26 protein-coding genes are annotated in these 24,398 nt (G+C 65.9%); 16 read left to right on the top strand and 10 right to left on the bottom strand.

Going from position 1 to position 24,398, the window contains the following annotated elements; genetic code table 11:
• Nucleotides 1-10: 10 nt before the first annotated feature.
• From RSO01_RS21275 to RSO01_RS21235, 9 genes are all read left to right on the top strand, one after another.
• A complete protein-coding gene (locus RSO01_RS21275) occupies nt 11-1,108 on the top strand; it encodes an SbmA/BacA-like family transporter (RefSeq protein WP_246158649.1) in 1,098 nt (365 codons plus the stop codon).
• Nucleotides 1,086-3,620, top strand: a complete 2,535-nt coding sequence (locus tag RSO01_RS21270) for a cation-translocating P-type ATPase (RefSeq protein ID WP_246158646.1) — start codon at nt 1,086-1,088, stop codon at nt 3,618-3,620. Before RSO01_RS21275 ends, RSO01_RS21270 begins: the two co-directional genes overlap by 23 nt.
• Nucleotides 3,621-3,655: 35 nt before the next feature.
• Nucleotides 3,656-4,054: a hypothetical protein gene (locus tag RSO01_RS21265; RefSeq protein WP_147151461.1), complete on the top strand. Its 399-nt coding sequence runs from the start codon at nt 3,656-3,658 to the stop codon at nt 4,052-4,054.
• Entirely contained in the window at nt 4,051-4,341 is a 291-nt protein-coding gene (locus RSO01_RS21260) for a hypothetical protein (protein WP_147151460.1), read from the top strand. The genes RSO01_RS21265 and RSO01_RS21260 overlap by 4 nt, the downstream gene beginning before the upstream one ends.
• A 93-nt stretch (nt 4,342-4,434) precedes the next feature.
• Nucleotides 4,435-5,073: a helix-turn-helix domain-containing protein gene (locus RSO01_RS21255; RefSeq protein ID WP_147151459.1), complete on the top strand. Its 639-nt coding sequence runs from the start codon at nt 4,435-4,437 to the stop codon at nt 5,071-5,073.
• Nucleotides 5,074-5,122: 49 nt separating this feature from the next.
• Nucleotides 5,123-5,800 carry a CBS domain-containing protein gene (locus RSO01_RS21250; RefSeq protein ID WP_170303240.1) on the top strand — a complete coding sequence of 226 codons (678 nt, stop codon included), beginning with the start codon at nt 5,123-5,125 and terminating at the stop codon, nt 5,798-5,800.
• 5 nt (nt 5,801-5,805) lie between these two features.
• Nucleotides 5,806-8,232: a phosphoenolpyruvate synthase gene (gene ppsA / locus RSO01_RS21245; protein WP_147151502.1), complete on the top strand. Its 2,427-nt coding sequence runs from the start codon at nt 5,806-5,808 to the stop codon at nt 8,230-8,232.
• A 74-nt stretch (nt 8,233-8,306) separates the two neighbouring features.
• The gene (locus RSO01_RS21240) at nt 8,307-8,783 is read left to right on the top strand and encodes an Hsp20/alpha crystallin family protein (RefSeq protein ID WP_170303239.1); all 477 of its coding nucleotides are present in this window, start codon (nt 8,307-8,309) and stop codon (nt 8,781-8,783) included.
• 84 nt (nt 8,784-8,867) lie between these two features.
• Nucleotides 8,868-9,851, top strand: coding sequence for a zinc-dependent alcohol dehydrogenase family protein (locus RSO01_RS21235; protein WP_218037414.1), 984 nt, complete (start codon nt 8,868-8,870; stop codon nt 9,849-9,851).
• 40 nt (nt 9,852-9,891) lie between these two features.
• On the opposite strand, the gene RSO01_RS21230 is transcribed toward RSO01_RS21235, so the two are convergent.
• Nucleotides 9,892-10,635, bottom strand: a complete 744-nt coding sequence (locus tag RSO01_RS21230) for an SDR family oxidoreductase (RefSeq protein WP_147151456.1) — start codon at nt 10,633-10,635, stop codon at nt 9,892-9,894.
• A gap of 255 nt (nt 10,636-10,890) precedes the next feature.
• Here RSO01_RS21230 and RSO01_RS21225 point away from each other — a divergent pair, with 255 nt between their 5' ends.
• A complete protein-coding gene (locus tag RSO01_RS21225) occupies nt 10,891-11,574 on the top strand; it encodes an alpha/beta hydrolase (RefSeq protein ID WP_147151455.1) in 684 nt (227 codons plus the stop codon).
• Nucleotides 11,575-11,833: 259 nt separating this feature from the next.
• Complete coding sequence (locus RSO01_RS21220; RefSeq protein WP_147151454.1) at nt 11,834-12,136, top strand: hypothetical protein; 303 nt, start codon at nt 11,834-11,836, stop codon at nt 12,134-12,136.
• 46 nt (nt 12,137-12,182) lie between these two features.
• Here the strand turns inward: RSO01_RS21220 and RSO01_RS21215 are convergent, their stop codons facing one another.
• Both RSO01_RS21215 and RSO01_RS21210 read right to left on the bottom strand, forming a co-directional pair.
• The gene (locus RSO01_RS21215; RefSeq protein WP_147151453.1) at nt 12,183-12,566 is read right to left on the bottom strand and encodes a hypothetical protein; all 384 of its coding nucleotides are present in this window, start codon (nt 12,564-12,566) and stop codon (nt 12,183-12,185) included.
• 63 nt (nt 12,567-12,629) lie between these two features.
• Nucleotides 12,630-12,779, bottom strand: coding sequence for a hypothetical protein (locus tag RSO01_RS21210; protein WP_147151452.1), 150 nt, complete (start codon nt 12,777-12,779; stop codon nt 12,630-12,632).
• A 121-nt stretch (nt 12,780-12,900) separates the two neighbouring features.
• On the opposite strand from RSO01_RS21210, the gene RSO01_RS21205 reads away from it, so the two are divergent.
• Complete coding sequence (locus RSO01_RS21205; protein ID WP_218037413.1) at nt 12,901-13,869, top strand: TIGR03557 family F420-dependent LLM class oxidoreductase; 969 nt, start codon at nt 12,901-12,903, stop codon at nt 13,867-13,869.
• Nucleotides 13,870-13,978: 109 nt separating this feature from the next.
• Here RSO01_RS21205 and RSO01_RS21200 read toward each other — a convergent pair whose 3' ends face one another.
• Complete coding sequence (locus RSO01_RS21200) at nt 13,979-15,022, bottom strand: phosphotriesterase family protein (RefSeq protein WP_147151451.1); 1,044 nt, start codon at nt 15,020-15,022, stop codon at nt 13,979-13,981.
• Nucleotides 15,019-16,002 carry a Bug family tripartite tricarboxylate transporter substrate binding protein gene (locus RSO01_RS21195; protein ID WP_147151450.1) on the bottom strand — a complete coding sequence of 328 codons (984 nt, stop codon included), beginning with the start codon at nt 16,000-16,002 and terminating at the stop codon, nt 15,019-15,021. The genes RSO01_RS21200 and RSO01_RS21195 overlap by 4 nt, the downstream gene beginning before the upstream one ends.
• Before the next feature lie 54 nt (nt 16,003-16,056).
• On the opposite strand from RSO01_RS21195, the gene RSO01_RS21190 reads away from it, so the two are divergent.
• A complete protein-coding gene (locus RSO01_RS21190; RefSeq protein WP_147151449.1) occupies nt 16,057-18,207 on the top strand; it encodes a N,N-dimethylformamidase beta subunit family domain-containing protein in 2,151 nt (716 codons plus the stop codon).
• A gap of 4 nt (nt 18,208-18,211) precedes the next feature.
• Here RSO01_RS21190 and RSO01_RS21185 read toward each other — a convergent pair whose 3' ends face one another.
• A complete protein-coding gene (locus tag RSO01_RS21185) occupies nt 18,212-19,189 on the bottom strand; it encodes a TRAP transporter substrate-binding protein (RefSeq protein WP_170303238.1) in 978 nt (325 codons plus the stop codon).
• 116 nt (nt 19,190-19,305) lie between these two features.
• Nucleotides 19,306-19,797 carry a low molecular weight protein-tyrosine-phosphatase gene (locus tag RSO01_RS21180; protein WP_147151447.1) on the bottom strand — a complete coding sequence of 164 codons (492 nt, stop codon included), beginning with the start codon at nt 19,795-19,797 and terminating at the stop codon, nt 19,306-19,308.
• Nucleotides 19,798-19,832: 35 nt separating this feature from the next.
• On the opposite strand from RSO01_RS21180, the gene RSO01_RS21175 reads away from it, so the two are divergent.
• From RSO01_RS21175 to RSO01_RS21165, 3 genes are read left to right on the top strand one after another with little or no spacing between them, the layout of a single operon-like run.
• A complete protein-coding gene (locus RSO01_RS21175) occupies nt 19,833-20,570 on the top strand; it encodes an NAD-dependent deacylase (RefSeq protein WP_147151446.1) in 738 nt (245 codons plus the stop codon).
• A gap of 9 nt (nt 20,571-20,579) precedes the next feature.
• Nucleotides 20,580-22,382: an acyl-CoA dehydrogenase family protein gene (locus RSO01_RS21170; RefSeq protein ID WP_147151445.1), complete on the top strand. Its 1,803-nt coding sequence runs from the start codon at nt 20,580-20,582 to the stop codon at nt 22,380-22,382.
• Between the two features lie 3 nt (nt 22,383-22,385).
• A complete protein-coding gene (locus RSO01_RS21165; protein ID WP_147151444.1) occupies nt 22,386-23,075 on the top strand; it encodes a hypothetical protein in 690 nt (229 codons plus the stop codon).
• Here RSO01_RS21165 and RSO01_RS21160 read toward each other — a convergent pair.
• From RSO01_RS21160 to RSO01_RS21150, 3 genes are all read right to left on the bottom strand, one after another.
• Complete coding sequence (locus RSO01_RS21160; RefSeq protein WP_147151443.1) at nt 23,072-23,515, bottom strand: DUF5991 domain-containing protein; 444 nt, start codon at nt 23,513-23,515, stop codon at nt 23,072-23,074. The genes RSO01_RS21165 and RSO01_RS21160 overlap by 4 nt on opposite strands.
• 40 nt (nt 23,516-23,555) lie before the next feature.
• On the bottom strand, nt 23,556-23,924 hold the full coding sequence (locus RSO01_RS21155; protein ID WP_170303237.1) for a hypothetical protein: 369 nt from the start codon (nt 23,922-23,924) through the stop codon (nt 23,556-23,558).
• A gap of 67 nt (nt 23,925-23,991) precedes the next feature.
• Nucleotides 23,992-24,372: a DUF5991 domain-containing protein gene (locus RSO01_RS21150; protein ID WP_147151441.1), complete on the bottom strand. Its 381-nt coding sequence runs from the start codon at nt 24,370-24,372 to the stop codon at nt 23,992-23,994.
• Nucleotides 24,373-24,398: the final 26 nt, after the last annotated feature.

Below are 24,398 nucleotides of genomic sequence, written 5' to 3'. Positions count from 1 at the left end.
AGCCATTGATTTGGACGACGAAGTACCGGCAGTCGGTGCCAAGCCGCTGCGGCGCTTCTGGCGGACGGCGCTCGGCTTCTGGAGAGGCGACGGCGCGTGGATTCCGTGGGCGTTGATCGGGCTGCTGATCCTCTGCGTGGTTTCGCAGCTCGTCGTGCAGTATCGGTTGAACCTGTGGAACCGTGACTTCTTCAATGCCCTCGAACGCCGCGACGGCCGTGACATCCTGCAGCAGACGTATCTGCTGCCTGCCTTGGCGGCGAGCAGCATCGTCCTGGCGGCCACAGCGGTGTGGGGCCGCATGTCTTTCCAGCGCCGGTGGCGCGAATGGCTGACGTCGAGCCTGCTCGAGCTCTGGCTGAGCCACGACAACTACCGGCGCCTCGATGCCGGTCCGGGTGAACCACAACTGGCCGAGTACCGCATCGCCGAGGATGCGCGCATTGCCACCGACGCGCCGATCGACCTGGTCGTCGGATTGCTTGCCTCGCTCCTCACCGCGGCGACCTTCGTCGTGGTCCTTTGGACAGTCGGCGGCTCCCTCACCTTCGATGCGTTCGACATGGCGCTGCAGCTGCCTGGCTACCTGGTATTCGCCAGCTTCGGCTATGCCATGATCACGACCGGCGCGATGATGCTGGTCGGACGCCGGATGGCGCACGTCATCGAGCGCAAGAATCAGGCGGAGTCGGAGCTGAAGTTCGCCGTGGCGCGGCTGCATACCAGCGCGCCCCAGACCGCGGCCGAAGCCGCCCAGAGCGCACCCGTCGGTTTCGCCTTGGCGGAGGTCATGCGCCATTGGCGCCGCCTGCGGGGGCAGCACGTGCGCACGACCCTGGTCTCCCATGGGAACACCTTGCTCGCCCCGTTGGTCGGGTTGATCCTGTGCGTCCCGCAGTACCTCAATCACGCGATGTCGCTCGGTGAGGTGACCCAGGCCGCGGCGGCATTCGCCGCGGTCCAGGGCGCTTTCAACTGGCTGGTCGACAACTATCCGCGCCTGGCGGAATGGGCGTCTTCCGCGAGCCGCGTCGGCATCCTGCTGCTGGGCCTCGATGTCGTGGAGCAGGCTCGACCGCCTTCCAATGTTCGCCGGCCAATGGCCTGATCAGACCATGTACCGATCGGGCCTCACCGACGGCGAAGCCAGGGCACGCCTTCAGGCGGAGGGCTTCAACGACCTGCCCTCGGCGGAACGCCGGACGCTGCTGCACATCGTGGGCGACGTCTTGCGCGAACCGATGTTCGCTCTGCTGCTGGGCGCCGGCGCCGTCTACCTGGTGCTGGGCGATCTCGGCGAAGCGTCCATGCTGCTGGCCTTTGCCACCTTCTCGGTGCTGATCGCGGTCGTTCAGCAGACCCGCAGCGAAAGGGTGCTCGATGCCCTGCGCGACATTGCCAGCCCCCGCGCCCTGGTCATCCGCGACGGCCAGCGCCGACGCATCCCCGGCCGGGAAGTAGCACGCGGCGACACGATCGTCCTCCTCGAAGGCGATCGCGTGCCGGCCGACGGCGTGCTCATGGCGGTGACCGACCTCCAGGTCGATGAATCCTTGCTGACCGGAGAATCGATCGCCGTCCGCAAGATCCACTCGACGCATGACATCGCGATGGCCCGGCCGGGCGGCGAGAACACGCCGTTCGTCTATTCGGGAACGCTGATCGTGCACGGCGAAGGCATGGCCGTCATCCAGGCGACCGGGCCGCGATCCGAGCTCGGACAGATCGGGCAGTCGTTGCGCCAGATTGCCAGTGAACCGCCGCGGCTGCAGGTCGAAACCCGCCATCTCGTCGGTGTCTTTGCCGCATTCGGGATCGCGGCAAGCCTTCTGGTCATTGTCGTGCATGGCCTGATGCATGGCGACTGGCTGCAGGCCGTGCTGGGTGGCATCGCGCTCGGCATGTCGATGCTGCCCGAGGAATTCCCGCTGGTGCTGACGGCGTTCATGATCATGGGCGCCTGGCGACTGTCCCGGGCCCGTGTCCTGACGCGGCGGGCGGCAGCCATCGAAATGCTTGGCGCGGCCACCGTCCTCTGCACGGACAAGACCGGCACCCTGACGGAGAACCGGATGACCGTGGCCGAGCTGCGGACGCCGGACCTGCAATGGCGTCGCGACGCCGGGCTGCCGTTGCCCGAGGCGCTAGGCGACGTCATCGAGGCGGCCATGCTGGCGAGCGCGCCTCATCCATCCGACCCGATGGAGAAGGCGATCGTCGAGCTCGCCGGCAGGGACGCCGGCGCCACAGGGCGGAAACTCGTTCGCCACTACGGCCTCGGCTCGAAGCTGCTCGCGATGAGCAATGTCTGGGAGGTGGACGCAACAGAGAGCTGCAGCGTCCTGGCAAAGGGCGCTCCCGAAGCCGTCGCGTCACTGTGCCGTCTCGGCGACAGCGACATGACCTGGCTTCGCCAGACGGTCGACGACATGGCAGGCCGCGGGGAGCGCGTCCTCGGCGTGGCCCGGGCGCACAGTGCGATCGGCGACCTTCCCGAGTCCCAGGCGGGGTTCACCTTCGAGTTCGTGGGCCTCGTCGGCTTCGCCGACCCGTTGCGCGCCAACGTCCCCGATGCCGTCGCCGAGTGCCGTTCGGCTGGCGTGCGCGTGATCATGATCACGGGCGACTATCCGGCGACGGCGCGCGCCATCGCCCGGCAGGCCGGGCTCGACGGCGATGCGGTGATCGACGGCGCCGAACTGGCGAAGCTCGAGCAGCCCACGCTCAAGGACCGGCTGCAATCGACGACGATCTTCGCGCGCATCATGCCCGAGCAGAAGCTCCGCATCGTCGAGGCGTTGAAGGCCAACGGTGAGATCGTCGCCATGACGGGCGACGGCGTGAACGATGCGCCGGCGCTGAAGGCGGCGCATATCGGCATCGCCATGGGCGGCCGCGGCACCGACGTCGCACGCGAGGCATCGTCCCTCGTCCTGCTGGACGACGATTTCGGTTCCATCGTCCGCACCATCCGGCTCGGCCGGCGCATCTACGACAACCTTCGCAAGGCGAGCAGCTACATCGTGGCGGTGCACGTGCCGATTGCCGGCCTGGCGCTGCTGCCCCTGTTCTTCGGCTTGCCGTTCATGCTGACGCCCGTGCACATCGCCTTTCTCGAGATGGTGATCGATCCCGCCTGCTCCATCGTCTTCGAGGCCGAACGCGACGAACGCGACCTGATGCGCCGGCCGCCGCGACATGCTTCGAGCCGGCTGCTCTCGTCGGCGATGGGCGGTTGGAGCCTGCTGCAGGGCATGCTGGCGCTGATCGCCCTGGTCTTCGTATTCCTGGCCGTCGGCCGCGACCTGCCGGAGGACGAGCTCCGCGCGTTGCTGTTCACCTCCCTCGTGCTGATCAACGCCAGCCTCATCCTGGTCAATCGCTCCTTTTCGTCCTCGCTGGTCGGCGCCATACGGCGTCCCAACCTTTTCCTGTGGCTCCTGCTGACGCCTGTCGCCGTGCTGCTGGCAGTCGCGTTGATGTGGCCGCCGGCGATGGCGCTTTTCCGCTTTGGCCCCTTCCATGCCCACGATCTCGCCGTTGCGATCGCGGCGGCGCTCGGCGTGCTGTTGATTGCGGAAGCGATCAAGCCGCTGTGGCGGGTCAGCTTTCGCTCGTAGGCGACGGTTTCGCCGATACGTGAACGGAGCCGCGATTGACCCAGGTCAATCCGGCGGTGGCCCCGGCCTGTCACCATGCGCCGGCCATTGCCAAGGAGGCAATCATGGACATACGCACCAAGGACAGATTCGGCTACCTGGGGACCGAGCCGACGGCGCTGAGGGAACAGCTCGACCAGCTGGCCGCTGCGTTGCAGGACCTGGCGAAAGCGGAAGGAGCGGAGGCGATCAAGGCTGCGAACGAAGCGGCCCGGCGCATCGCCGAACAGGCGAATGCGATCGTCAAAGAGTTAGGCGACAAGGCCGACGCCGTGGGTGCCGTCGCCGCCAAGGGGCGCAGCCAGGCCGAGGAGGCCATCCGTAAGCAGCCGCTGGCGGCTGTTTCGCTGGCAGCGGCGGCAGGCTTCCTTCTGGCCATGCTGGTGCGGCGATGAGCGCGCCAGCGTCGGATGGCCCGTCGCTGCTGACGATCCTCGCGCGGTCGGTGGCCGCAGTCGGCGCTCTTTCCGTCGGCACGGCCGCCCAGCGCGCGGCCTCGATGGCTGGCGGCTATCTCGCGGTCGCGATGCTGTTTGCCGTCAGCCTGTGCTTCCTCACCTTCGCCGGCTACCGGGCGATGTCGCTGGCAATGGGAAGCATCCAGGCATCGCTGATCGTGGGTTGCATCTATCTGTTCCTGGGCCTGGTTGCCGCACTCGTCCTGCAGGCGCAGAGGCGCTGAGCCTACGTAGAGTCCCTTAGTGCAAGACCTGAATGGTTGACCATCGGAGCAAGAGCTACTCACCGATCATCGAGACCCAAGAGGGAGAGAGCCATGCAGGTCCGTACCGCCATCCACCTCAACAGAGCGCCCGCCATGGCGGCGGGTGCCCAGATTGTTCTGCGTAAGGGCGAGCAACTGTTCGACGAGGGCGACGAGGCAGAGTTTTTCTACCAAGTCGTATCGGGCGCCATCCGCTCCTACAAGCTGATGAGCGACGGGCGCCGCCAGATCGACGCCTTCCATCTGCGCGGTGACATTTTCGGGCTTGAAGCCGGGGGCGAGCACCGCTTCTCGGCCGAAGCTGTCGGTGACGTCTCGGTCGTGGCCTACCGCCGCAGCCGTCTGGAGGCCCTCATCCAGGACGATCCGGCGTTCCGCGACAAGGTCATGACCGCCACGCTCCGAAACCTCGCGCGGGCCCAAGCCCACATGCTGTTGCTCGGCCGCAAGACGGCAGAAGAGAAGATAGCGACCTTTCTGCTCGACATGGCCGAACGCATCTCAAAGGACGACGAGCATTTCGATCTGCCGATGCAGCGTTGCGACATCGCGGACCATCTCGGCCTGACCATCGAGACGGTGTCCCGCATCCTGAGCCGATTCGCCCGCAGCGGGCTGATCAGGTTGCTGCCGGCCAGCCGGTCGATCGGTCTCTGCAACAGGATGGCGTTGCAGGGTCTCAACGCATAGTGACGGAGTCTGACGAACGAGGGAGCGCAAGATGTTGGCAAGAGACATAATGAGTCGTGAAATCGTCTGCGTCGGCGTCGAGGAAACTGTGTTCGATGCGGCGGAACTCCTGCTGAGCGCACGCGTCAGCGCGGCGCCGGTTACAAACGACAAAGGCGCGATCGTCGGCATCATCAGCGAGGCGGATCTCATTCGTCGCGCCGAGATCGGCACCGCAGCCAGGAAGACCTGGCTCGGGCACCTGCTGGACAGCGAAGCGTCAGCGGCCAGAGCCTTCGTTGCGACGCAAGCGCGACGCGTCGCCGATGTCATGACCAGGGACGTGGTGACCGCCGACGAAGACACCACGCTCAGCGAACTGGTCGATCTGATGGAAAGGCACGACATCAAGCGCATTCCGATCGTTCGCGGCACCGTTGTCGTCGGAGTCGTGAGCCGCGCCGATCTGCTGCGTGCGCTGCTGTCGCGTGAGCCCGACCGTCCGGTATTGCAGCCGACCGACAGGGCGCTGCGCGGGAACGTCGTCGATGCCTTGGAGAATCGGCCCTGGACATCGAGGTGGCCGATCAACGTCTATGCCAACGACGGTGTCGTCCATCTGTGGGGCTTCGTCGAAGGCAAGGACGTACGCGACGCCTATCGGGTGGCCGCCGAGAGCGTCCCCGGCGTCAGGCGGGTCAAGAACCACCTGCGCACGATCCCGGCTTCGGTCGGTATGGGCGTGTGACCACCATGTCCGGCGACCTCGTCCGCTGGTTCGACGACATCCGCGCCGGTGACCTTGCCGCCGTGGGCGGCAAGAATGCCTCGCTGGGCGAGATGTACTGTGCACTGTCGAGCCAGGGGGTGCGCGTTCCCAATGGCTTTGCCCTGACGGTGGAAGTCTACCGGTCGGCGCTTGCCGCCGCCGGTGCCTGGCCCAGGATCGCCGCCCTGCTGCAGGGGGTCGGCGCCGACGACGTCGGCCGGCTGGCCGCTGCCGCGGCGGAGGCGAGATCCATCGTGTACGAGGCGACCGGAACCGACGTCGTAAGATCGCTGGTCGCCGACAACTATTCCAGGCTCGAGGCGAAATACGGCGCGGGCGTGCCGGTCGCCGTGCGCAGCTCGGCCACCGCCGAGGATCTGCCGACGGCGAGCTTCGCCGGCCAGCACGAAAGTTTCCTCAACGTCAGCGGCCTCGATGAACTGGTCGAGGCCTGTCGGCGCTGCTTTGCGTCCGTCTTCACCGACCGCGCCATCACCTACCGCAACGCCAACTGCTTCGATCACCTGAAGATCGGACTGTCCGTCGGAATCATGAAGATGGTGCGTTCGGACCTCGCCGCCAGCGGTGTCGCCTTCACCCTCGATACGGAGACCGGTTTCCGCGACGTGGTCTTCATCACCGGCGTGTGGGGCCTGGGCGAAAGCATCGTCCAGGGCAAAGTCGATCCCGACGAGTTCCATGTCCACAAGCCGACTTTCAGCGTCGGCAGCCGATGCGTGTTGCGTCGCAGGCTTGGCGGCAAGCAGCGCCAGCTTGTCTATGGTCGGCATGGCACCGCCGGCTCGACCACATACATCGATACGCCGGCCGACAAGCGCGAAGAGTTCTGCCTCAGCGACGCCGAGGTGTTGACCATCGCCGATTGCGCCATGCGCATCGAGGACCACTATTCCCGACTTGCCGGCGAGTCGCGGCCCATGGATATCGAATGGGCCAAGGACGGACCCGACGGGGCTTTGTACATCGTGCAGGCGCGTCCCGAGACCGTGGTGTCGCGTCGGCCTGCTGCCGCGGTCGAAACCTACCAGGTGAAGGCCAGTGAGCCGGCCATCGTCGAAGGACGCGCCGTCGGCGAAAAGGCGGCGAGCGGTCCGGCTCGGCTGGTGTCAGGCCCGGCGGACCTGGCAGCGTTCCAGTCCGGCGAGGTCCTGGTCGCCGCGACCACCAGCCCCGATTGGGAGCCCGTCATGAAGAAGGCTGCCGCGATCGTCACCGATCGCGGCGGCCGGACGTGCCATGCCGCCATCGTGGCGCGCGAGCACGGGATTCCCGCCATTGTCGGCGCCGCCGGCGCGACCGGTATCCTGAAGAACGGCGCGATGGTCACCGTATCCTGTGCCGAGGGCGAGATCGGCCATGTCTACGCCGGAACCCTCCCCGTGAAGATAACGACGCACGACGCCGCCAACCTCGTGGCACCGCGCACCCCGATCATGGTCAACCTCGGCAATCCCGACCTCGCCTTCAAAACGGCGATGCGCCCCAATGACGGCGTCGGCCTGGCGCGCATGGAGTTCATCATCAGCAACCACATCGGCATCCATCCGATGGCGCTTGCCTGCCCGGAGCGGGTCACCGCCGCGTCGGACCGCGACCGCATTGCACGGCTGACCCGAGGGCACGCGACGCCGTCTGCTTTCTTCGTCGAGCGGCTGGCCGAGGGTATCGGCACGATCGCGGCCGCCTTCTATCCCAAGCCCGTCATCGTCCGTCTGTCCGACTTCAAGACCAACGAATATGCCAAGCTGATCGGCGGCGGCGATTTCGAGCCCAGGGAGGAGAATCCCATGCTGGGCTTCCGCGGTGCTTCGCGCTACGCCCACCCCGCCTATGCGGCGGGCTTCGCCCTGGAATGCGCCGCGCTGCGGCGCGTCCGCGAGGAGATGGGTCTCACCAACGTGCGGATCATGATTCCGTTCTGCCGTCGGGTCGATGAGGCCGCACGCGTGATCGACACGCTGGCGCAAAACGGGCTCAAACGCGGCGAAAACGGTCTCGAGATCTACGTGATGTGCGAGATCCCGAACAACGTCATCCAGATCGACGCCTTCGCCGAGCTGTTCGACGGCTTCTCGATCGGCTCCAACGACCTGACGCAGCTCGTGCTCGGCGTCGACAGGGATTCCGAGCTGGTATCCTTCGACTTCGACGAACGCGATCCGGGAGTGATGGAGATGCTGCGGCTCGCCGTGCTCGGCGCGCACCGCAACGGACGGCATGTCGGCATCTGCGGCGAAGCGCCGGCCAACTACCCTGATGTTGCTGCCTTCCTGGCCCGGCTCGGCATCGATTCGATCAGCGTCAATCCGGAGAGCGTCGCGAGGACCAGAGAGGTCGTCTACAAGGCCGAGAAGGCCGTGCCGGAGAAGCTCGCCACTCTCCCAGCTTGATCTCCGTCAAACGCGAGATCGACGAAATGCCGTAGGAAACTGATGGATCACGTTGTTTCATGATGGAGGATGCGATGACCGACGCAAAGTCTCTGACCAACCCGCGGACTCCTGCTTCCTTTGGCGACTTCGACCAGGTCGTCAATCGAATGATGAGGGGCTGGCCATTCAACTGGCCCGATCTCATGCCCAGCAGCGAGCCTCGTGCACTGCGCGTTTTCGAGCACATGCCCAAGGTCGAGGTGAAGGAGAATGGGAAATCCTACACCGTCTCCGTCGAGCTGCCTGGCCTGGATGAGAAGGACGTGAAGGTCCAGGTGGAAGACGACGTCCTCACGATCTCGGGCGAAAAGAAGATCGAACGGGCCGACGACAAGACGCACTATTCGGAGCGCAGCTACGGCAGCTTCACGCGTGCCTTCACCCTGCCGGCCGACGCCGATCACAACGGCATCACGGCGACGTTCGCAAAGGGCGTGCTGGCACTGCAGATCGCGAAGGCCGCAGCTCCGCGGGCCGAGGTCAAGCAGGTCGACATCAAGCCGGCCTGAAGAATGCTCCGTCGCCGGCACGGCCGCGCTGTTGCGCCCGTGCCGGCAACGGTAGTCCACTGCATCGGAAGGAGGGCCAAGCCCGTGCAGGCGATGGTTCTGGCGGCCCGCGGCGGTCCACTTGTCCTCGAGAAGCGGCCAGATCCCAGACCGGCCGCCGGTGAAATCTGCCTGCGCGTCGAGGCGTGCGGCGTTTGTCGCACCGACCTGCACATCGTCGACGGTGAATTGCCCGACATTCGGCTGCCGGTCGTGCCAGGGCACGAGATCGTGGGCATCGTCGAGGCGTTGGGTCCCGGCGTCACGTCGCATCGCCTTGGGCAACGCGTGGGCGTGCCATGGCTCGGCCATACCTGCGGCGCCTGTCCCTACTGTTCGACGCATCGCGAGAATCTCTGCGATCGTCCGGTCTTCACTGGACACAGCCGCGACGGCGGATTCGCCACCCACGCGGTGGCTGACGCGGCCTATGCCTTCGCTTTGGATGGATTCCACGATCCGATCGCGGCGGCGCCACTCCTCTGTGCGGGACTGATCGGATGGCGGTCGCTCAAGCTGGCGGGCGACGGGCGCCGCATCGGTCTCTACGGGTTCGGCGCCGCCGCCCATATCATCACGCAGGTCTGCCGGTGGCAGGGCCGAGACGTCTATGCCTTCACCCGGCCGGGCGACGCAGCCGCGCAGGCGCATGCCTTGTCGCTCGGCGCCAGATGGGCCGGTTCGTCGTCCGACCCACCGCCGGAGTTCCTGGACGCGGCGATCCTGTTTGCGCCTGTTGGCGCCTTGGTGCCGGCGGCGCTCCGGGCGGTGCGCAAGGGCGGCCGCGTGGTTTGCGGCGGCATCCACATGAGCGACATCCCAGCCTTTCCTTATCGGCTGCTATGGGAGGAACGGCAGGTGCTCTCGGTCGCCAACCTGACAAGACAGGACGCCGTCGAGTTCCTGTCCGTGGCGCCCGCAGCGGGTGTGATCACGACGACCAAGGTCTATCCGCTTGCCGCCGCCAACCAGGCATTGTCCGACCTGCGCGCGGGTCGTTTCCAGGGAGCCGCCGTCCTGGTGCCTTGACGACGCCCGGACCGTGCGTTTGCCGCGGTCAATTCGGCCATCACCACCTCTCGACCCACGGCCGCAACACGACCTCGAACGCCCAGGTCGACCGATGCTGGCGATGGAGCTGCAGATAGGTCTCCGCAATGTGGTCGGGGTCGGCCATGTTGTCGTCGACGGTCGTTCCCGCCCGACGGTGCGCCCGACTGCCGTCTTCCTGCGTCCAGCCGATGGCGGCGTCGATCGGCACGTTGGCGACGTGGATGCCCTGCGGCATCAGCTCCCGCGCCATGCTCTCAGCGAGCCCGGCCTTGGCATGGCAAGCCATGGCGAAGGCGCCGCTCGACGGGAAGCCTTTGAGCGCGGCACTTGCGTTCGTGAAGATGATCGTTCCCTTGGCGCCGTTGGAGCTGGGCTCGTTCGCGCGCATGAGCCGGGCCGCCTGCTGGCCCACCAGGAACGCGCTGTGCGCCGAGTTCCGCAATGTGTCGAACGCCATGGCCGGCTCGGCCTCGACGATGGTCTTGCCAAAGATGCCGGGGACTCGCCCGTCGATGTTGTGAACCACGAGCGTCGGGGTTCCGAGGTCTCGCACGACGTCCCGGAACAGGCGCTCGACGGCAACAGGATCGCTCGCATCGCAGGCGTACCGACGCACCCCATGCTCCTTCTCCAGGGCCTGCAGGACCGGCTTGTCCGGAGTCCGGGCGGCGACGGCGACACGCATGCCTTCCTTCGCGAATAACCTCGCGCAACTCGAACTGATGCCGGGGCCGCCGCCGACGATGAGTGCAACGTCCATGTTCTGTGCTCCGATGAGAGAGTCATTGCTACAGGCAATGTACACATGCTCATCGCGGCGACGATTGGTCTACGCCGCGTCGCTTCACGTTTTTTTCGAATGCAATGTTTAGATCTATTAGGTCGTCCAACGAACGCACGCCCCCACGCACGGCGGTTACCAGCGTCAGGCCCGCGACAGAATTTACCTCAATTAACCTGCAAACCTGTGGGTTCTCCGGCAAGTTTCGTCCTGGCAACAGGAAGAGACTGCATCATGGCAATCAATACCATCGTTCTTGTGCATGGCGCTTTTGCCGACGGTTCTTGCTGGGCAAAGGTCATTCCATCGCTCATGAAGCGCGGGCTGAAGGCAGTCGCGGTCCAGAATCCTCTCAGCTCGTTGGCGGACGATGTTACAGCTGCTCACCGAGTCATTGGGATGCAGGAAGGCCCGGTTCTCCTGGTCGGTCACTCCTGGGGTGGCGCCGTCATTACGGAAGCCGGCAACCATCCCCAGGTGAAGGGTCTTGTCTATGTCGCGGCTGGCGCACCGGATAGCGGCCAGTCGTTCGCTGATTGGTGGAAGGATTATACGCCCGCGCCGGGCGCGGCCGAAATCAAGCCGTATGGCGAGGGCTATGTCGCCCTGACCCGCGAGGGGGTTCGCAAGCACTTCGTGCAGGACATCCCGTCGGACGAGGCCGATATCGTGTATGCGACCCAGGGCCCGCTGGCAGTGAAGTGCTTCGGTGACAAGATCACCGAGGCAGCATGGCGCACCAGACCAAACTGGTACATCGTCGCAGCGCAAGACGAGACCATTCCTCCCGATGTCGAGCGCGATTCTGCGAATCGAATGGGTGCCAAGACTCTCGTACTGGAAAGCTCGCATGTGCCGATGCTTTCCCAGCCGGATGTGGTGGCGGAGTTCATCGCAAAGGCAGCGGCGTCTCTCTAAAGGCAAGAGGATCCGGGTCGCCAGGGCGGCCCCTCCTTCGCACGCGGCGGATGGCAAGGCGCCTATGACGAAGTCGATGTGCGCGCGCCGCGCAGGAACCTTGGTATAGGCAACGTACACTTGCTCACCGCGGCGACGATTGGTCTACGCAGCGTAACATCACGTTATTTTCGAATGGGATGTTTAGATCTATTAGGTCGTTCAACGCCCGCACGCACCCCAGTTGCAAATCCATTGTCCAATCATGGGGTGCAGGTAAATGACGAAGTACTTCCTTAACGCAGCAGCAATTCTCTCGAGCACAATCGCAATCGGTTACGCCGCGCCGGCGTCGGCCGATGTCGCGCAGGAAACGGGTGAGAACACAGCCGCCCGCTGCCAGCAGCTTTCCAGCCTGTATTCCCGCCACAACACGAACGGCTATGCCCGGCCGATGGAGGTCGACGCGGCTGTGGAAGATTGCCGGAAGGGCAATTACGCCGCCGGCGTCGCGGCGCTGAAGCGCGCGCTCAATCGCGCGCAGATCCCCGTTCCGGCGACGGAGACGGCGCGCTCCCAGTAGACGTTCGTCGACGCGATGGCCGAAGGCGCGCGACTTGCGCCTTCGGCTACGACGCCCGCCCGGGCGGGGCGCGCTCCAGCCAGCGACGTGCCTGGTGGATGGTCGTGAATGTCCTGAGGCGCCGGCCGGGCCGCAACATGCCGCTGACGCTCCTGAGGAAGGCATCGTTTCCCGTCGAGCCGGTGAAGATGGCCATCGGCCCCGGCGTACCGCTCCATTTGAGCGACTTGGCGCAGGCTCCGAGCTCAGCGATCTCCTCGGCGGACAGGCCGCACTCGGCACGGCTTGCATCCAGGAGCTTGCGATAGTGCGCGGCGCCAGCCTCCTCGAGCGCCTTGAAATACGCCATCAGCTCGTCCTTGGTGACGGCGCCCTCCGAGACGCAGACGACCATCTGCTCGAGGGGTGCGATTTTCCAGCGAAGCGGCATGACGGTCGCCATATGGCGCAAAGCTTGGCGGCAAACCAAGGGCGATCTTTGGGTGCAGTCCGGTCAGTGACGCTTGAAGTACTGCACCGCCCGTTCGTGCTTCTCGGCCGCCGCGCGGGACTTGAAGGTGCCGAGATTGCGCCGCCGGCCGGTCCTGGGATCGATCTTGCGCGAGTAGAGGCGATATTCGCCGGATGAGAGCTTGCGGATCATTGGCGGCCTCCCTTGACAGCAGTCGTGGAACGTCAGCGTGCGCCCGCGAGTTGCACGGGCAACCTTCGAGCAGCGCCGTGTGTTCTCCCGCCAGATCCCCGTATCAAGCCCGGAGGCACACATGGTGAAGCTCGGCTACAAGCTGATGTCGGAGCAGCACGGACCGGCCGATCTCGTCCGCAACGCACGGCGGGCCGAGCAGGCCGGTTTCGACTTCGCCGCGATCTCCGACCACTACTTTCCCTGGCTCGAGGAGCAGGGTCACTCGCCATTTGCCTGGTCGGTGCTGGGCGCCGTTGCCGAAGCGACCGAGCATCTCGGCCTGATGACGGCAGTGACCTGCCCGATCATGCGCTATCACCCGGCAATCATTGCCCAGGCGACGGCAACCATGGGCCTTCTCACCGATGGCCGCTTCACGCTGGGGCTCGGTGCGGGCGAGCGCCTCAACGAGCATGTCGTCGGCGCGGGCTGGCCGGGCGTGGTCGAGCGACATGAGCGGCTCAGCGAAGCCCTCGACATCATCCAGGGACTGCTGTCGGGCAAGCTCACGACTTATCGCGGCCACTATTTCAAGCTCGATCATGCCAGGCTGTTCGATCGTCCCAGACGCAAGCCGCCGGTCGTCGTGGCGGCGGGAGGTCCCGAAGCCGGCAGGCTTGCCGGCGAAAAGGCCGACGGGCTGATGGTGACAGAACCCGAAAAGGAGCTGATCAAGGCCTTCACCGGCGCCGGCGGCAAAGGTCCGCGCTACGCCGAGGTGGCGATGTGCTGCGCCGCCGACGAAGAGCAGGCGCGCAAGACGGCGCATCGCTATCACCGATGGTCGCTCGCCGGCTGGTCGGTACTGGCCGAGTTGCCGCACGACGAGGCCTTCGCCGCCGCCTCGGAGCACATTTCAGTAGAGACGATCGGCAAGGAGATAAGCTGCGGGCCGTCGGCCGATCGCCATCTTGAGGCGATCCACGAGCTGACCGCCATCGGCTGCGATCACATCATCCTGACCCAGATCGGCCCGGATCAGGATTTCTTCTTCGAGCTCTTCGAACGCAAGCTGGCGCCGGCGTTGCGCGCCAAGAAGGCGGCGTAGACTCTCTCTCGGCCGGCATCATGACTATGAGCCGGCCGGACCTGCCTGCGCGAAGCCGAAGCGGCTTCGCTTCGGCGAAGGCAGGGGCCGGCGGTCCGGAAGACTATGACTAGACGAAGGTCAGCAATCTCCGCGGATTGCGCACCAGGATGGCGTCGACCTCGTCTTCGCTGTAGCCGCGCTCTTTCATCATCGGCACGACGTTGCGGAAGATATGACCATAGCCGTGGCCGCCGAAGGTGGTGAGCCGCGTGCGGTAGCAGATGTCGTGGCTGATCACGACGCGGTCGAGATGGCCGTGGTCGATCAGGGCGCGGATCAGCTTGAGCCGCGTGGCGTCGTTGGGCATGTCGATGTCCGACAGCCCGTAATAGCTGTTCTCCTGGCCGAACAGGTCGAATTCGATGGTCACGCCGGAATCGGCGAGCCGCAGCAGGCGCTCCTCGTCGAAGATCGTGCGGTCGATGTGGCTGATCACCACGCGCTCGGTCGGCCTGCCTGCCGCCTTGATGAAGTCGGCGACCTCCTGCGGCTGGTCGGGATCGCGCCCGGGATGGACGTTGATCGAAGCGCCGGTCTCGCTGGCGGCGATCAGCGCGGCCTGCATCACCTTCTTCTCGGTCGCGGTCCACGGCGCGGTGCAGCCGATCTCGCCGATCATGCCGGCGCGCACGTCGGTGCCCCAGGCACCGTGCAGGACCTGGCCGATGATCTCCTGGGCGAAGTCGTCGACGCTGCGGCCCGCGTTCTTCGGATCCTGGTAGTCGTTGACGTAGTAGCCGCAGCCCATGATCAGGTGCACGCCGGTGCCGGCCGCGATTCGCCGGAGTCCCTCGGGTTCCGGCGAGAGGCCGCCGCAGGTCAATTCGACGATGGCATCGCCGCCCTGGTGCTTCATCATCGCCACCTCGCGGGTGGCGATGTCCTCGAGATCGAGCATGTACTTGCGGCCGGCGCGCTGCAGGCCGCGGCCGTAGTTCATCTGCCAGACATTCTCCAGCGTGATCTCCGGCCCGAGATCGTTGTCGGAGCGCCGGCCGGGCGGCCGGATGTCACACAGCACGTGCTCGTGCATCAGCGTGCGGCCGAGCGCTTCGGGCGCGATCGGGCCGAGGACGGTCTGGATCTTCCCTTTGAGCTCGTTGCGCGTCATTGCGGCTCCAGCTTGGCGGCGGTGATGACTTTCTTCCATTTGACGTTCTCGGTTTCCATCTGCTTCAGGAGCGCCGCGGCATCGCCTGGCAGCTCGGCGGCGCCGGCCTCGCGGATCTTCTTGATCACCGCCTCTGATTTGACGCCCTTGGTGATCTCGTCCGACAGCTTCTTGACGATGTCGGCCGGCGTGCCGGCGGGTGCCGCGACGTACCACCACGGCGCCGCGTCGAAGCCCGGAAAGCCCTGCTCGGCGATGGTCGGCACGTCGGGGGCCGAGAACCAGCGCTTGGCCGAGCTGACGCCCAGCGCGCGCAAGGCGCCCGACTGGATGTGCTGCAGGTAGGGCGGCAGGTTGTCCATGGTGGTGAGGATGTGGCCCGCCAGCAGATCCTTCATCACCAGCGAGCTGCCGCGATAGACGACGTGCTCCAGCCTGATGCCGGCGAGCTCGGACAGGTACTCCATGGCGAGATGGCCGGTGCCGCCGACGGCCGGCGAGCCGTAGCTCACCTTGTTGGGTCCCTGCGCCTTGCAGTACTCGACGAACTCCTTGAGCGTCTTGGCCGGGAAGCTCGGATTGACGGCGAGCACGTTCGCCACCTCGCCGACTAGCGCCACCGGCGCGAAGCTCTTCATGCTGTCGTAGGGCATGTTCTTGTAGAGATACTGGTTGGTGACGGCGGTGCCGACCGTGCCCAGCAGCAGCGTGTAGCCGTCGGCCGGCGCCTTGGCGACCAGCTCGGCCCCGACATTGCCGCCCGCGCCCGTCTTGTTGTCGACGATCACCTGCTGGCCCCACTGCTCGGTGAGGTATTGCGCGACGATGCGGCCCAGAAGGTCGGTCGTGCCGGCGGCGGCGAAGGGAACGACCATGCGGATCTGCTTGTTGGGATAGCCGCCCTGCGCAAGCACGTTTCGGGCCAGCATCGGTGCAACAAGCGCGCCGGCGAGTACCGCACGGCGAGCGATCTTGGTCATGGAATTCCTCCTCCGCTTCGGGCGACTATATCGTCGGCCTTAGGGGAGACAAACGTGACAGCACCGCTTACCGGCTACGCCGACCGCATCTCGGTACGCGCCGGAGAAAAGATCAGCTTCAAGGTTTCGAGCGTGGGACCAGGACCGTACAACGCCATGCTGGTGCGCATCGTGCGCGGCGATCCCAATCCCGACGGACCGGCGCAGAAACTCGAGGATGAGTCGGAGCTGTTCGACGGCCGCTTCGCCTCGCGCCAGCAGCACGCTTGGCCCGGCTCCTACGCGCTGATCGAGCGCGCGGCCGACGTGAAGCTGCCGGCGGCTCTTTCGGTCGAGGCATTGATCTGGCCGACCCTACCCGAGGACGGGTCGCAGACCGTGATCTCGCGTCGTGACGCAAGCTCGGGCGCGGGCTTCGCGCTGGTACTGACGCCGGACGGCATGGCGCTGGAATGTGGCGGCGCGCGCGTCGTGACGGGCAAGAAGCTGCGCAATCGCGCCTGGTATCGCGTGTGGGCGTCAGCCGACCCCGCGACCGGCATGATGCGGGTCGGCCAGCAGCCTTTGAAGCGCGCCTTCGCCGTCGACGATGAGGGCGAGGCGAGCACCGCCCAGTCCGGTCTCGTCGTCGACGCCGCGCAACCGGTGCTGATCGGCGCGGAGAGCGCCAGCGACCGGCCGGCGCGGCGCTGCTTCAACGGCAAGATCGAGGCGCCTGTGATCGCGGGCTTCGCTGCCTGGGACTTCGCCCGCCGCATGGGCACGATGGAGGTCGAGGACACGGGGCCCAACGGCCTGCACGGCACGCTGAAGAACCTGCCGACGCGCGCCATGAAGGGCGCGGCGTGGAGCGACGGCGAGCGCGACTGGAAGCGGGCGCCGCACATGTATGCCGCGATCCACTTCCATGACGACGACCTGCATGACTGCGGCTGGGCCGACGATTTCAGCTTCACCGTCCCCAAGGACATGAAGAGCGGTGTCTGGGGCATGCAACTGCGCTGCGGGCCGCATCGCGACGTCATCCCCTTCTTCGTGCGCCCGCAGGTCGGCAAGCCGCAGGCCAAGGTCTGCTACATCGCCTCGACCTTCACCTATCAGGTCTACACCAACTTCTCGCGCGGCATGTTCAATGAGCCGTTTCGCCAGCGCATGACCGAGTGGAAGGCCGCCGCCAACAATCCCGACGAGCACAAGGATTATGGTCTGTCGACCTACAACTTCCATCGCGACGGCTCGGGCGTGGCCTACTCCTCGCACCTGCGGCCCTTGCTGACCTGGCGGCCGGACTTCCTCACCTTCCACGACCAGGCGGGCTCGGGCCTGCGCCATCTGCCGGCCGACACCCATCTCACCGGCTGGTTCGATCGTCTGGGCATCGCTTACGACGTCGTCACCGACCACGACCTGCACGACAAGGGTGTCGACATCCTGAAGTCCTACAAGGTGGTGGTGACCGGCACGCACCCCGAGTATCACACCAAGCAGACGCTCGACGCGCTGCAGGCCTATACCGAAACCGGCGGCCGCTTGATGTATCTCGGCGGCAACGGCTTTTACTGGCGCGTCGCGCTGTCCGACGCCTGGCCCGGCGCCATCGAAGTGCGGCGCACCGAGGGCGGCATCCGCACCTGGCCGGCCGAGCCCGGCGAGTACTATCACGCCTTCGACGGCGCCTATGGCGGGCTGTGGCGACGCTCGGACCGGGCGCCCAACGTGCTGTGCGGCATCGGCTTCTCGAGCCAGGGCCTGTTCGTCGGCGATTCCTATCGCCAGTCGCCGGCGGCGCGCGACAACCATCACGCCTGGGTGTTCGAGGGCGTGAAGGACGAATTGTTCGGCGGCTACGGCTTCTCGGGTGGCGGCGCGGCGGGCTTCGAGCTCGACCGGCTCGATCATCGCCTGGGCAGCCCGCTCAACGCCGTGGTGCTGGCGTCCTCCGAAGGCCATGACCGCAAGGAGTTCGTGGTCGTGCACGAGGAGCGCCTGGGCTTCAACACGACCATCACCGGCGACACGCTGGAAGGGCTGATCCGCGCCGACATGACCTACATCGAAAAGCCCCAGGGCGGCGCGGTGTTCTCGGTCGGGTCGATCACCTATTGCGGATCGCTGCCGCACAACAAGTACGACAACGACGTCTCGCGCCTGACCTTCAACGTGATCAACCGGTTCGGCGAGCTGGGATTGAAGTGGCCGTTCTAACCGGTCACTCGCCGGCCTGAATCCGCTCGATCAGGGCGCGATGGCGAGGGTCGGTGACCAGCCTGGGATAGAGCGGGGCAAGGACCTTGGCAAAGGCCGCCTTGTCGACATCTGTGACGAACTGGATGCCAGCGGCGGTAAGGGTCGCCCGCGCGGCAGCCTCCTGCTCGTCGAAGACCTTGCGGTGATGAGCCACCGAATCGCGCGCGGCCTGGCGGATGATCGCCTGATCCTCCTTGGGCAGCCGGTTCCAGGCCTGCCGGGAGAAGATGACGACGGCGGGCGACGCGACATGTTCGGTCACGCTGTAGACCTTGGCCACTTCGTAGTGGCGCGACGTCAGATAGGAGATGAGGTTGTTTTCCGCCGCGTCGACGGTGCCGGCCGCGAGCCGGGGCCGGACCTGGGCGAAAGGAATCGGGATCGGCTGCGCGCCGAGCGCCTGCATGATCTCGGTTATGGCCGACGATGTTTGGATCCGGATCTTGAGGCCTTTCATGTCAGCCGGGGTCCGCACCGCCCTGGCCGGCGTGTAGATCGAGCGCGGACCGGCATCGTAGAAGCAGAGTCCCACCAGATCGACGGCCGTAAGGGCTGCCAGCAGTTCCTCGCCGACCGGCCCCTGGAGGCTGCGCCGACGATGCTCCGTCGAGGCAAACAGGAACGGCAAGGTCGGGATGACGGTCGCCGGCACCGTGCCGTGCAGCGCCGATACGCTGACGCGCGCCATGTCGAGCGTGCCGGTACGCACCTGGGCCACCGTGAAGGACTCGGAGTCCTGATCCGATGCGCCGAGGCTGCCGATGAACAGCCGGCCGCCGCTGCGCTGGCGCATCAGATCGCTCATATGGGCGACCGCCTGCACCGACGGCGTGTCGGGCGAGCCGACGTCGGATGACCGGAATCCATTAGCCTGCGCGATGCCGGTCCGGCAAACCGTCGCTACCGCTATGGCCAGCATCCACCGGCGGTGCAGGCGCATGCTCCGGTACCTTCCCCCTGACGTCGAAGACATTATGGGATCATCGACGGAACCTGCCGTCCAGTGACAACAACTTGCAGCGCGTGTCTTTGTCGAGAGCGATCTCCCACCGGACACTACTGAGCGATCGCCGCCTTTGCCTCGGGCATCAGTGCCGAGAGCAGGCCCTTGCATCCGGCCTCGATCAGGTCGAGCGCGCGCTCGTAGTCCTGCTGCGTGCCACCATACGGATCCTGGACGTCGAGGATGCCGGGCATGGGGCCGAACTTGGTGAACATCTGCAGGCTGGCGGCCTTGTCGCGTGGCGCCATCCAGCGCAGGTCGGCCATGTGGCTGCGGTCCATCGCCAGCACATAGTCGGCGGCGGCGATATCCTCTTTGGTGACTGCGCGCGAGCGCTGGCTGGCGATGTCGTAGCCACGGCGCGCCGCCGCTTCGACGGCGGCCGGAGTCGGCGCCTCGCCGGCATGGATGCCCGTGGTTCCGGCCGAGGCGATGGCGAAGGCCTGCTCGAGGCCGGCGCGGCGCGCCAGGGTACGGAACACGCCTTCGGCCATGGGCGAGCGGCAGATGTTGGCAGTACAGACGAAGAGGACACCGATGGTCATGGCCTCGCAGCCTAGCACAGCGCTAGATTGTCGCCATGCATCAGGAATTCCTGCCTCCCGGGATCGTGATTCTGACCGGTGCGGGCATCTCCAAGGAAAGCGGCATCGACACCTTCCGCGACAAGGACGGACTGTGGAGCCGGGTCAATCTCGAGGAGGTCGCCACCATCGAGGCCTGGCATCGCGACAAGAAGAAGGTGCTCGACTTCTACAACGATACCCGCCGCTCCTTCCGCGCCGCCCATGTCGAACCCAACGCCGCGCATCGCGCGCTTGCCCGGCTGGAGAAGGAATACCAGGGCGAGGTCGTGGTTGTGACCCAGAACATCGATCCGCTGCACGAGATGGCCGGCTCCCGGAACATCATCCACATGCACGGCCGTGACGGCGAGGTCCGCTGCATGAGCTGCCAGCGCGTCTTCGAATCGGATGCCGATCTCACAGCGCAATCGATCTGCCCCAACTGCAACGCCGTGGGCGAGCTGCGGCCGAACATCGTGTGGTTCGGCGAGATGCCCATGCACATGGAGGAGATCTACGAGGCGCTGGAGCGCTGCGGGCTCTTCCTGTCGATCGGCACCTCGGGCGAGGTCTATCCGGCGGCGGGCTTCGTACTGCACGTTCGCCGCCGCCAGCACCGCGCACATACCGTCGAGCTCAATCTCGAGGCGACCGGCAGCCAGCCGCTGTTCCACGAGCACATCTACGGCCCCGCCACCGAGGTCGTGCCGGCCTATGTCGAGCGCGTCCTGGCGAACGGCTGGCGACAATAGGAGAAGACGATGCCCGACATGACCACCGCCATCACCCAGCCGCACGGCGCGCACCACATCGCGCCCGACGCGCATGGCCGGAACTTTTACACGATCGACCGGCAGTTCCAGGACCTGCTGTCGCTCTACATGGAGCCCGGCCTGCTCAGCCAGATGACGCCGCACTTCGAGCGGCTGGGCGAGCTGGCCGGCAACCGCCTCGACGATCTCGCCATGACCGCCGACAAGCATCCGCCGGTCCTGCAGCCGCGCGACCGCTTCGGCCGCGACGAAGACTGGATCGACTATCACCCGTCCTACCGCGAGATGGAGAAGATCGCCTTCGAGGAATTCGGCATGCACGCGATGACCCATCGCGGCGGCGTGCTGGGCATGGCGGGACCCGCCCATCCGCTGGTGAAGTACGGCATCACCTATCTCTTCGTGCAGGCCGAGTTCGGCCTGATGTGCCCGGTGTCGGTCTCCGACACCTCGAACTTCATCATCAAGCGCTTCGGCTCCGAGGCGCTGAAGAAGCTTCTGCTCGACCGGCTGCTGAGCCAGGACCCGGGTACGATGCTCAAGGGCACGCAGTTCATGACCGAGAAGGCCGGCGGCTCGGACGTCGGCGCGCTCGAGACCGAGGCCGAGCGCATCGGTGTCAATGATCCGGAATTTAGGCCCGACGGCGTCGAGCGTTGGAAGCTTTTTGGCCAGAAGTGGTTCTGCAGCCACGCCGATGCCGATGTCGCCGTCCTGTTGGCACGACCCCGCGGCGCCGCGCCCGGCACACAAGGGCTCGGCATGTTCGCCATGCCGCGGCGGCTGGAGGACGGCTCACGCAACAGCTATCGGATCGTGCGCCTGAAGGACAAGCTCGGCACCAGGTCGATGGCCTCGGGCGAGATCATCATGGACGGCGCGGTCGCCTACCTGGTGGGCGATGCCGGCCGCGGCTTCAAGCAGATGATGGAGCAGGTGAACCTGTCACGGCTGAGCCACGGCGTGCGCGCGGCCTCGATGATGCGGCGCTGCCTCAACGAAGCGCTGGTCGTCGCCCAGAACCGGCGCGCCTTCGGCAAGGCGATCGGCGAATACCCGCTGCTGCGTCGGCAGCTGATGAAGATCATGCTGCCAACCGAGCAGGCGCTTTCCATGTATGCCTTCTCGGCCGATGCCATGGGCCGCGCCAACGCGGGCGACAAGGAGGCAGCCAACCTCCTGCGCATCCTGACCCCGGTCTACAAGTTCCGCGCCTGCCGCGACAACATCCCGGTCGCCAGCCATGCCCTCGAAGTCAGGGGCGGCCTGGGCTACATCGAGGAATGGGTCACCGCCCGCCTGGTGCGCGACGCCCAGATCGGCACACTTTGGGAGGGCACCTCCAACATCAACGCGCTCGACGTGGTGCAGCGCGCTGTGGGCAAGGCGGGCGGGCACAAGACGCTGACGGCGGCGCTCAAGGACAAGTACGAGCGCTCCGACACCCTGCCCGGCCAGTACAAGGGCCTGCTCAACGCCACCCTCGATCGCGTCGAGCGCTTCGTCGAGGCGGTCGCGGCCGATCCAAGGCAGGAGAAGCGCTGCCGACTCGCGGCGGGCGCGCTCTATCATGCCGCGTCGGCGGCGTTGATGGCGTGGGAAGGCGCGGCGCTGGGCGCCAGGGGCGGCGATGCCCGCCGCCTGCTGCTGTCGCGCCTTGTGATCGAGCATCGGCTGGCGCCGCAGGACCCGCTGTCGCTCAACGAGGCGGCGTGGGAGCAGGAGGCCATGGACCTTTTGTTGCAGGACAAGCCCGTGCCTCTCGCCAAGGCTTCGGCTCTGGTAGGATAGGGCATGGCCACTCCTCTTCCGGCGCCCTCCTGGACCGTGACGTCGGTCCTCGAGCGGTCCTACACCTTGGCGCGCGACAACTTCGCGGCCTTCTTCACCGTCGCCGTGATCTTCGGCGCGGTTTCCCTGGTGGTGAACATCCTGAGCCTGGGACTGCTGGCTGGCCTCGTCGGCCTGGTCTGCAGCGTGGCGACGTCGATCTGCCTCACCTGGGGCACGCTGCAAGCGATCGCCGGACGCAAGCCCGAATGGGAACCAATGCTGCGCCAGCTGCAGGGTCCGATGTTCGGCCGGCTGCTGCTGCTGGGCTGCATCCAGTACTTCGTGATCGCGGTGTCGGCGATCGTCGTGATCGGACCGCTGTTCCTGATCCCGCTGTGGGCGGTCACCATTCCCGTGATGATGATCGAGCGTGCCGACATCGGCGGCGCCTTCAATCGCAGCATGGATCTGACGGCCGGCCGGCGGCTACCCATCCTCGGCGCCTTCCTGCTGTGGTTCGTGATCTTCGCCATCGGCGCGATCGTGATCATCACGCTGCTGGGCCACGGCGCGCTGGGGAGCCTCGTGATGTGGATCTACGGCGCCCTGGCGGGGATCGTCGTGCACACCCTGCCGGCGATCTTCTATGTGCTGCTGCGCGAGGAGAAGGAAGGCGTGAGCCCTGCCCATGTCGTCGCTGCGCTGGACTAGCGCGCGCTCCCCTGCTTGGTGAACGTCGACTTGCCCGTCGTATCCACCTCGTTCTTGCTGTAGCCCTGCCACGTCGTCGCAATGGCGTTGCCCTGGCGCGTCAGCGTGAACAGGGGCTGGTTGGGCGCATAGATCTTCTTGCCGAACTGGTTGTTCATCCCGCCGTCGGCAAAACTCGCGAAGGCGACGTCGAGCTTGTCGCCGTTCGCCGTCGCGTTGCAGCGGATATGTTCGTCGCTCTGGACACCCTGGGCATCGATACGGCAGTCCGACCCGTTGATCTTCAAGGTGTGAGTGACGAACAGGGCAATGCCGCCGGGGTTCTTGCCGAGGCCCTGTTCCCAGACATAGGTGCCGTCCCACGGACCGGCTGCCAGCGCCGGCATCAGGGTAAGCGGAGCAACCAGGAGACCAAGGGACAGCAGCGCGCGATGCATCATGGGAAACTCCATCGTGAGGAACCAGGCGCGAATGAGAAACTCAGGGCTCGGTGCCGGATGGCACTTCGACCGCCTTGTAGTCGGTGCCGCCCTTCGGTGACGGCCACAGCGCCACCAGAAAGTCCCGCTTGGTGCCGCAAAGGTCGGCCACCCAGCGCTCGTAGAAATGCTTCGGTTCGCTGACGCGGAACATGGCGGTCTTCGGCTCGTAGCCTTGAGGCAGAGGCGCAGTCTCTACAGCGGTAATTGTGCCGCAGGAGTGGCGCGCCTTGGCATAGCCGGCGATAACGCCAAGGATGTCGCGCTTGAGCTGGAGAGTCGCGCGGCTCTGGCCGGTGATCCTGATGTCGGGACTTCCGCCCTGCGCAAACGCCGGTGCGGTCGTGGCCACAAGTAGAACGAAGCCCATCAATGCACGACGCATGGCCAGCCAACGCGCGACGCGCCGCCCGGTTGCACAGCCAGCGAACGCGCTCTTAGAGCTTGCGGAACGTCGGCAGACCGGCGGTGTCGATGCCGTTCCTGTTGTAGCCCTGCCACGTCGTCACGATGCCATCGCCCTTGCGCGCCAGTGTGAACAGAGGCTGGTTGATGGTGTATTCCTTGACCCCGAATCGGTTCACCGTCGAGCCATCCCTGAAACTCTGGAAAGAGACCTCGAGCCTGTCGCCCTTCACCGTTGCATTGCAACGAATGCGCTCATTGGTCTGGTAACCCTCGGCCTTCAGCCGGCATTGCGGCCCGTCGATTGTCAGCGTGTGGGTTACGAACAGGCTGATGCCGCCCGCTCCCTTGCCCAGCCCCTGCTCATAGACGTAGGTCCCGTCCCACGGTCCCGCCGCGAACGCGGACGCCACGAAAGCGAATCCGGAGAACGCGATCG

The organism is Reyranella soli, from assembly GCF_007992495.1.
GTDB classification, from domain to species: Bacteria; Pseudomonadota; Alphaproteobacteria; order Reyranellales; family Reyranellaceae; genus Reyranella; species Reyranella soli.
Note: the sequence above shows the minus strand (reverse complement) of the source record. Positions and strands in the feature narration are given on the sequence as shown.

Excerpts from the sequence above, each read along its gene's own strand:
- RSO01_RS21260 (WP_147151460.1), top strand. The coding sequence starts at position 4,051 with ATGAGCGCGCCAGCGTCGGATGGCCCGTCGCTGCTGACGATCCTCGCG.
- RSO01_RS21230 (WP_147151456.1), bottom strand. The coding sequence starts at position 10,635 with ATGGACGTTGCACTCATCGTCGGCGGCGGCCCCGGCATCAGTTCGAGT.
- RSO01_RS21225 (WP_147151455.1), top strand. The coding sequence starts at position 10,891 with ATGGCAATCAATACCATCGTTCTTGTGCATGGCGCTTTTGCCGACGGT.
- RSO01_RS21155 (WP_170303237.1), bottom strand. The coding sequence starts at position 23,924 with ATGGGCTTCGTTCTACTTGTGGCCACGACCGCACCGGCGTTTGCGCAG.
- RSO01_RS21200 (WP_147151451.1), bottom strand. The coding sequence starts at position 15,022 with ATGACGCGCAACGAGCTCAAAGGGAAGATCCAGACCGTCCTCGGCCCG.
- RSO01_RS21210 (WP_147151452.1), bottom strand. The coding sequence starts at position 12,779 with ATGATCCGCAAGCTCTCATCCGGCGAATATCGCCTCTACTCGCGCAAG.
- RSO01_RS21250 (WP_170303240.1), top strand. The coding sequence starts at position 5,123 with ATGAGTCGTGAAATCGTCTGCGTCGGCGTCGAGGAAACTGTGTTCGAT.
- ppsA (WP_147151502.1), top strand. The coding sequence starts at position 5,806 with ATGTCCGGCGACCTCGTCCGCTGGTTCGACGACATCCGCGCCGGTGAC.
- RSO01_RS21270 (WP_246158646.1), top strand. The coding sequence starts at position 1,086 with ATGTTCGCCGGCCAATGGCCTGATCAGACCATGTACCGATCGGGCCTC.
- RSO01_RS21255 (WP_147151459.1), top strand. The coding sequence starts at position 4,435 with ATGCAGGTCCGTACCGCCATCCACCTCAACAGAGCGCCCGCCATGGCG.
- RSO01_RS21165 (WP_147151444.1), top strand. The coding sequence starts at position 22,386 with ATGGCCACTCCTCTTCCGGCGCCCTCCTGGACCGTGACGTCGGTCCTC.
- RSO01_RS21160 (WP_147151443.1), bottom strand. The coding sequence starts at position 23,515 with ATGATGCATCGCGCGCTGCTGTCCCTTGGTCTCCTGGTTGCTCCGCTT.
- RSO01_RS21195 (WP_147151450.1), bottom strand. The coding sequence starts at position 16,002 with ATGACCAAGATCGCTCGCCGTGCGGTACTCGCCGGCGCGCTTGTTGCA.
- RSO01_RS21205 (WP_218037413.1), top strand. The coding sequence starts at position 12,901 with ATGGTGAAGCTCGGCTACAAGCTGATGTCGGAGCAGCACGGACCGGCC.
- RSO01_RS21240 (WP_170303239.1), top strand. The coding sequence starts at position 8,307 with ATGACCGACGCAAAGTCTCTGACCAACCCGCGGACTCCTGCTTCCTTT.
- RSO01_RS21215 (WP_147151453.1), bottom strand. The coding sequence starts at position 12,566 with ATGCCGCTTCGCTGGAAAATCGCACCCCTCGAGCAGATGGTCGTCTGC.
- RSO01_RS21185 (WP_170303238.1), bottom strand. The coding sequence starts at position 19,189 with ATGCGCCTGCACCGCCGGTGGATGCTGGCCATAGCGGTAGCGACGGTT.
- RSO01_RS21170 (WP_147151445.1), top strand. The coding sequence starts at position 20,580 with ATGCCCGACATGACCACCGCCATCACCCAGCCGCACGGCGCGCACCAC.
- RSO01_RS21175 (WP_147151446.1), top strand. The coding sequence starts at position 19,833 with ATGCATCAGGAATTCCTGCCTCCCGGGATCGTGATTCTGACCGGTGCG.
- RSO01_RS21220 (WP_147151454.1), top strand. The coding sequence starts at position 11,834 with ATGACGAAGTACTTCCTTAACGCAGCAGCAATTCTCTCGAGCACAATC.
- RSO01_RS21180 (WP_147151447.1), bottom strand. The coding sequence starts at position 19,797 with ATGACCATCGGTGTCCTCTTCGTCTGTACTGCCAACATCTGCCGCTCG.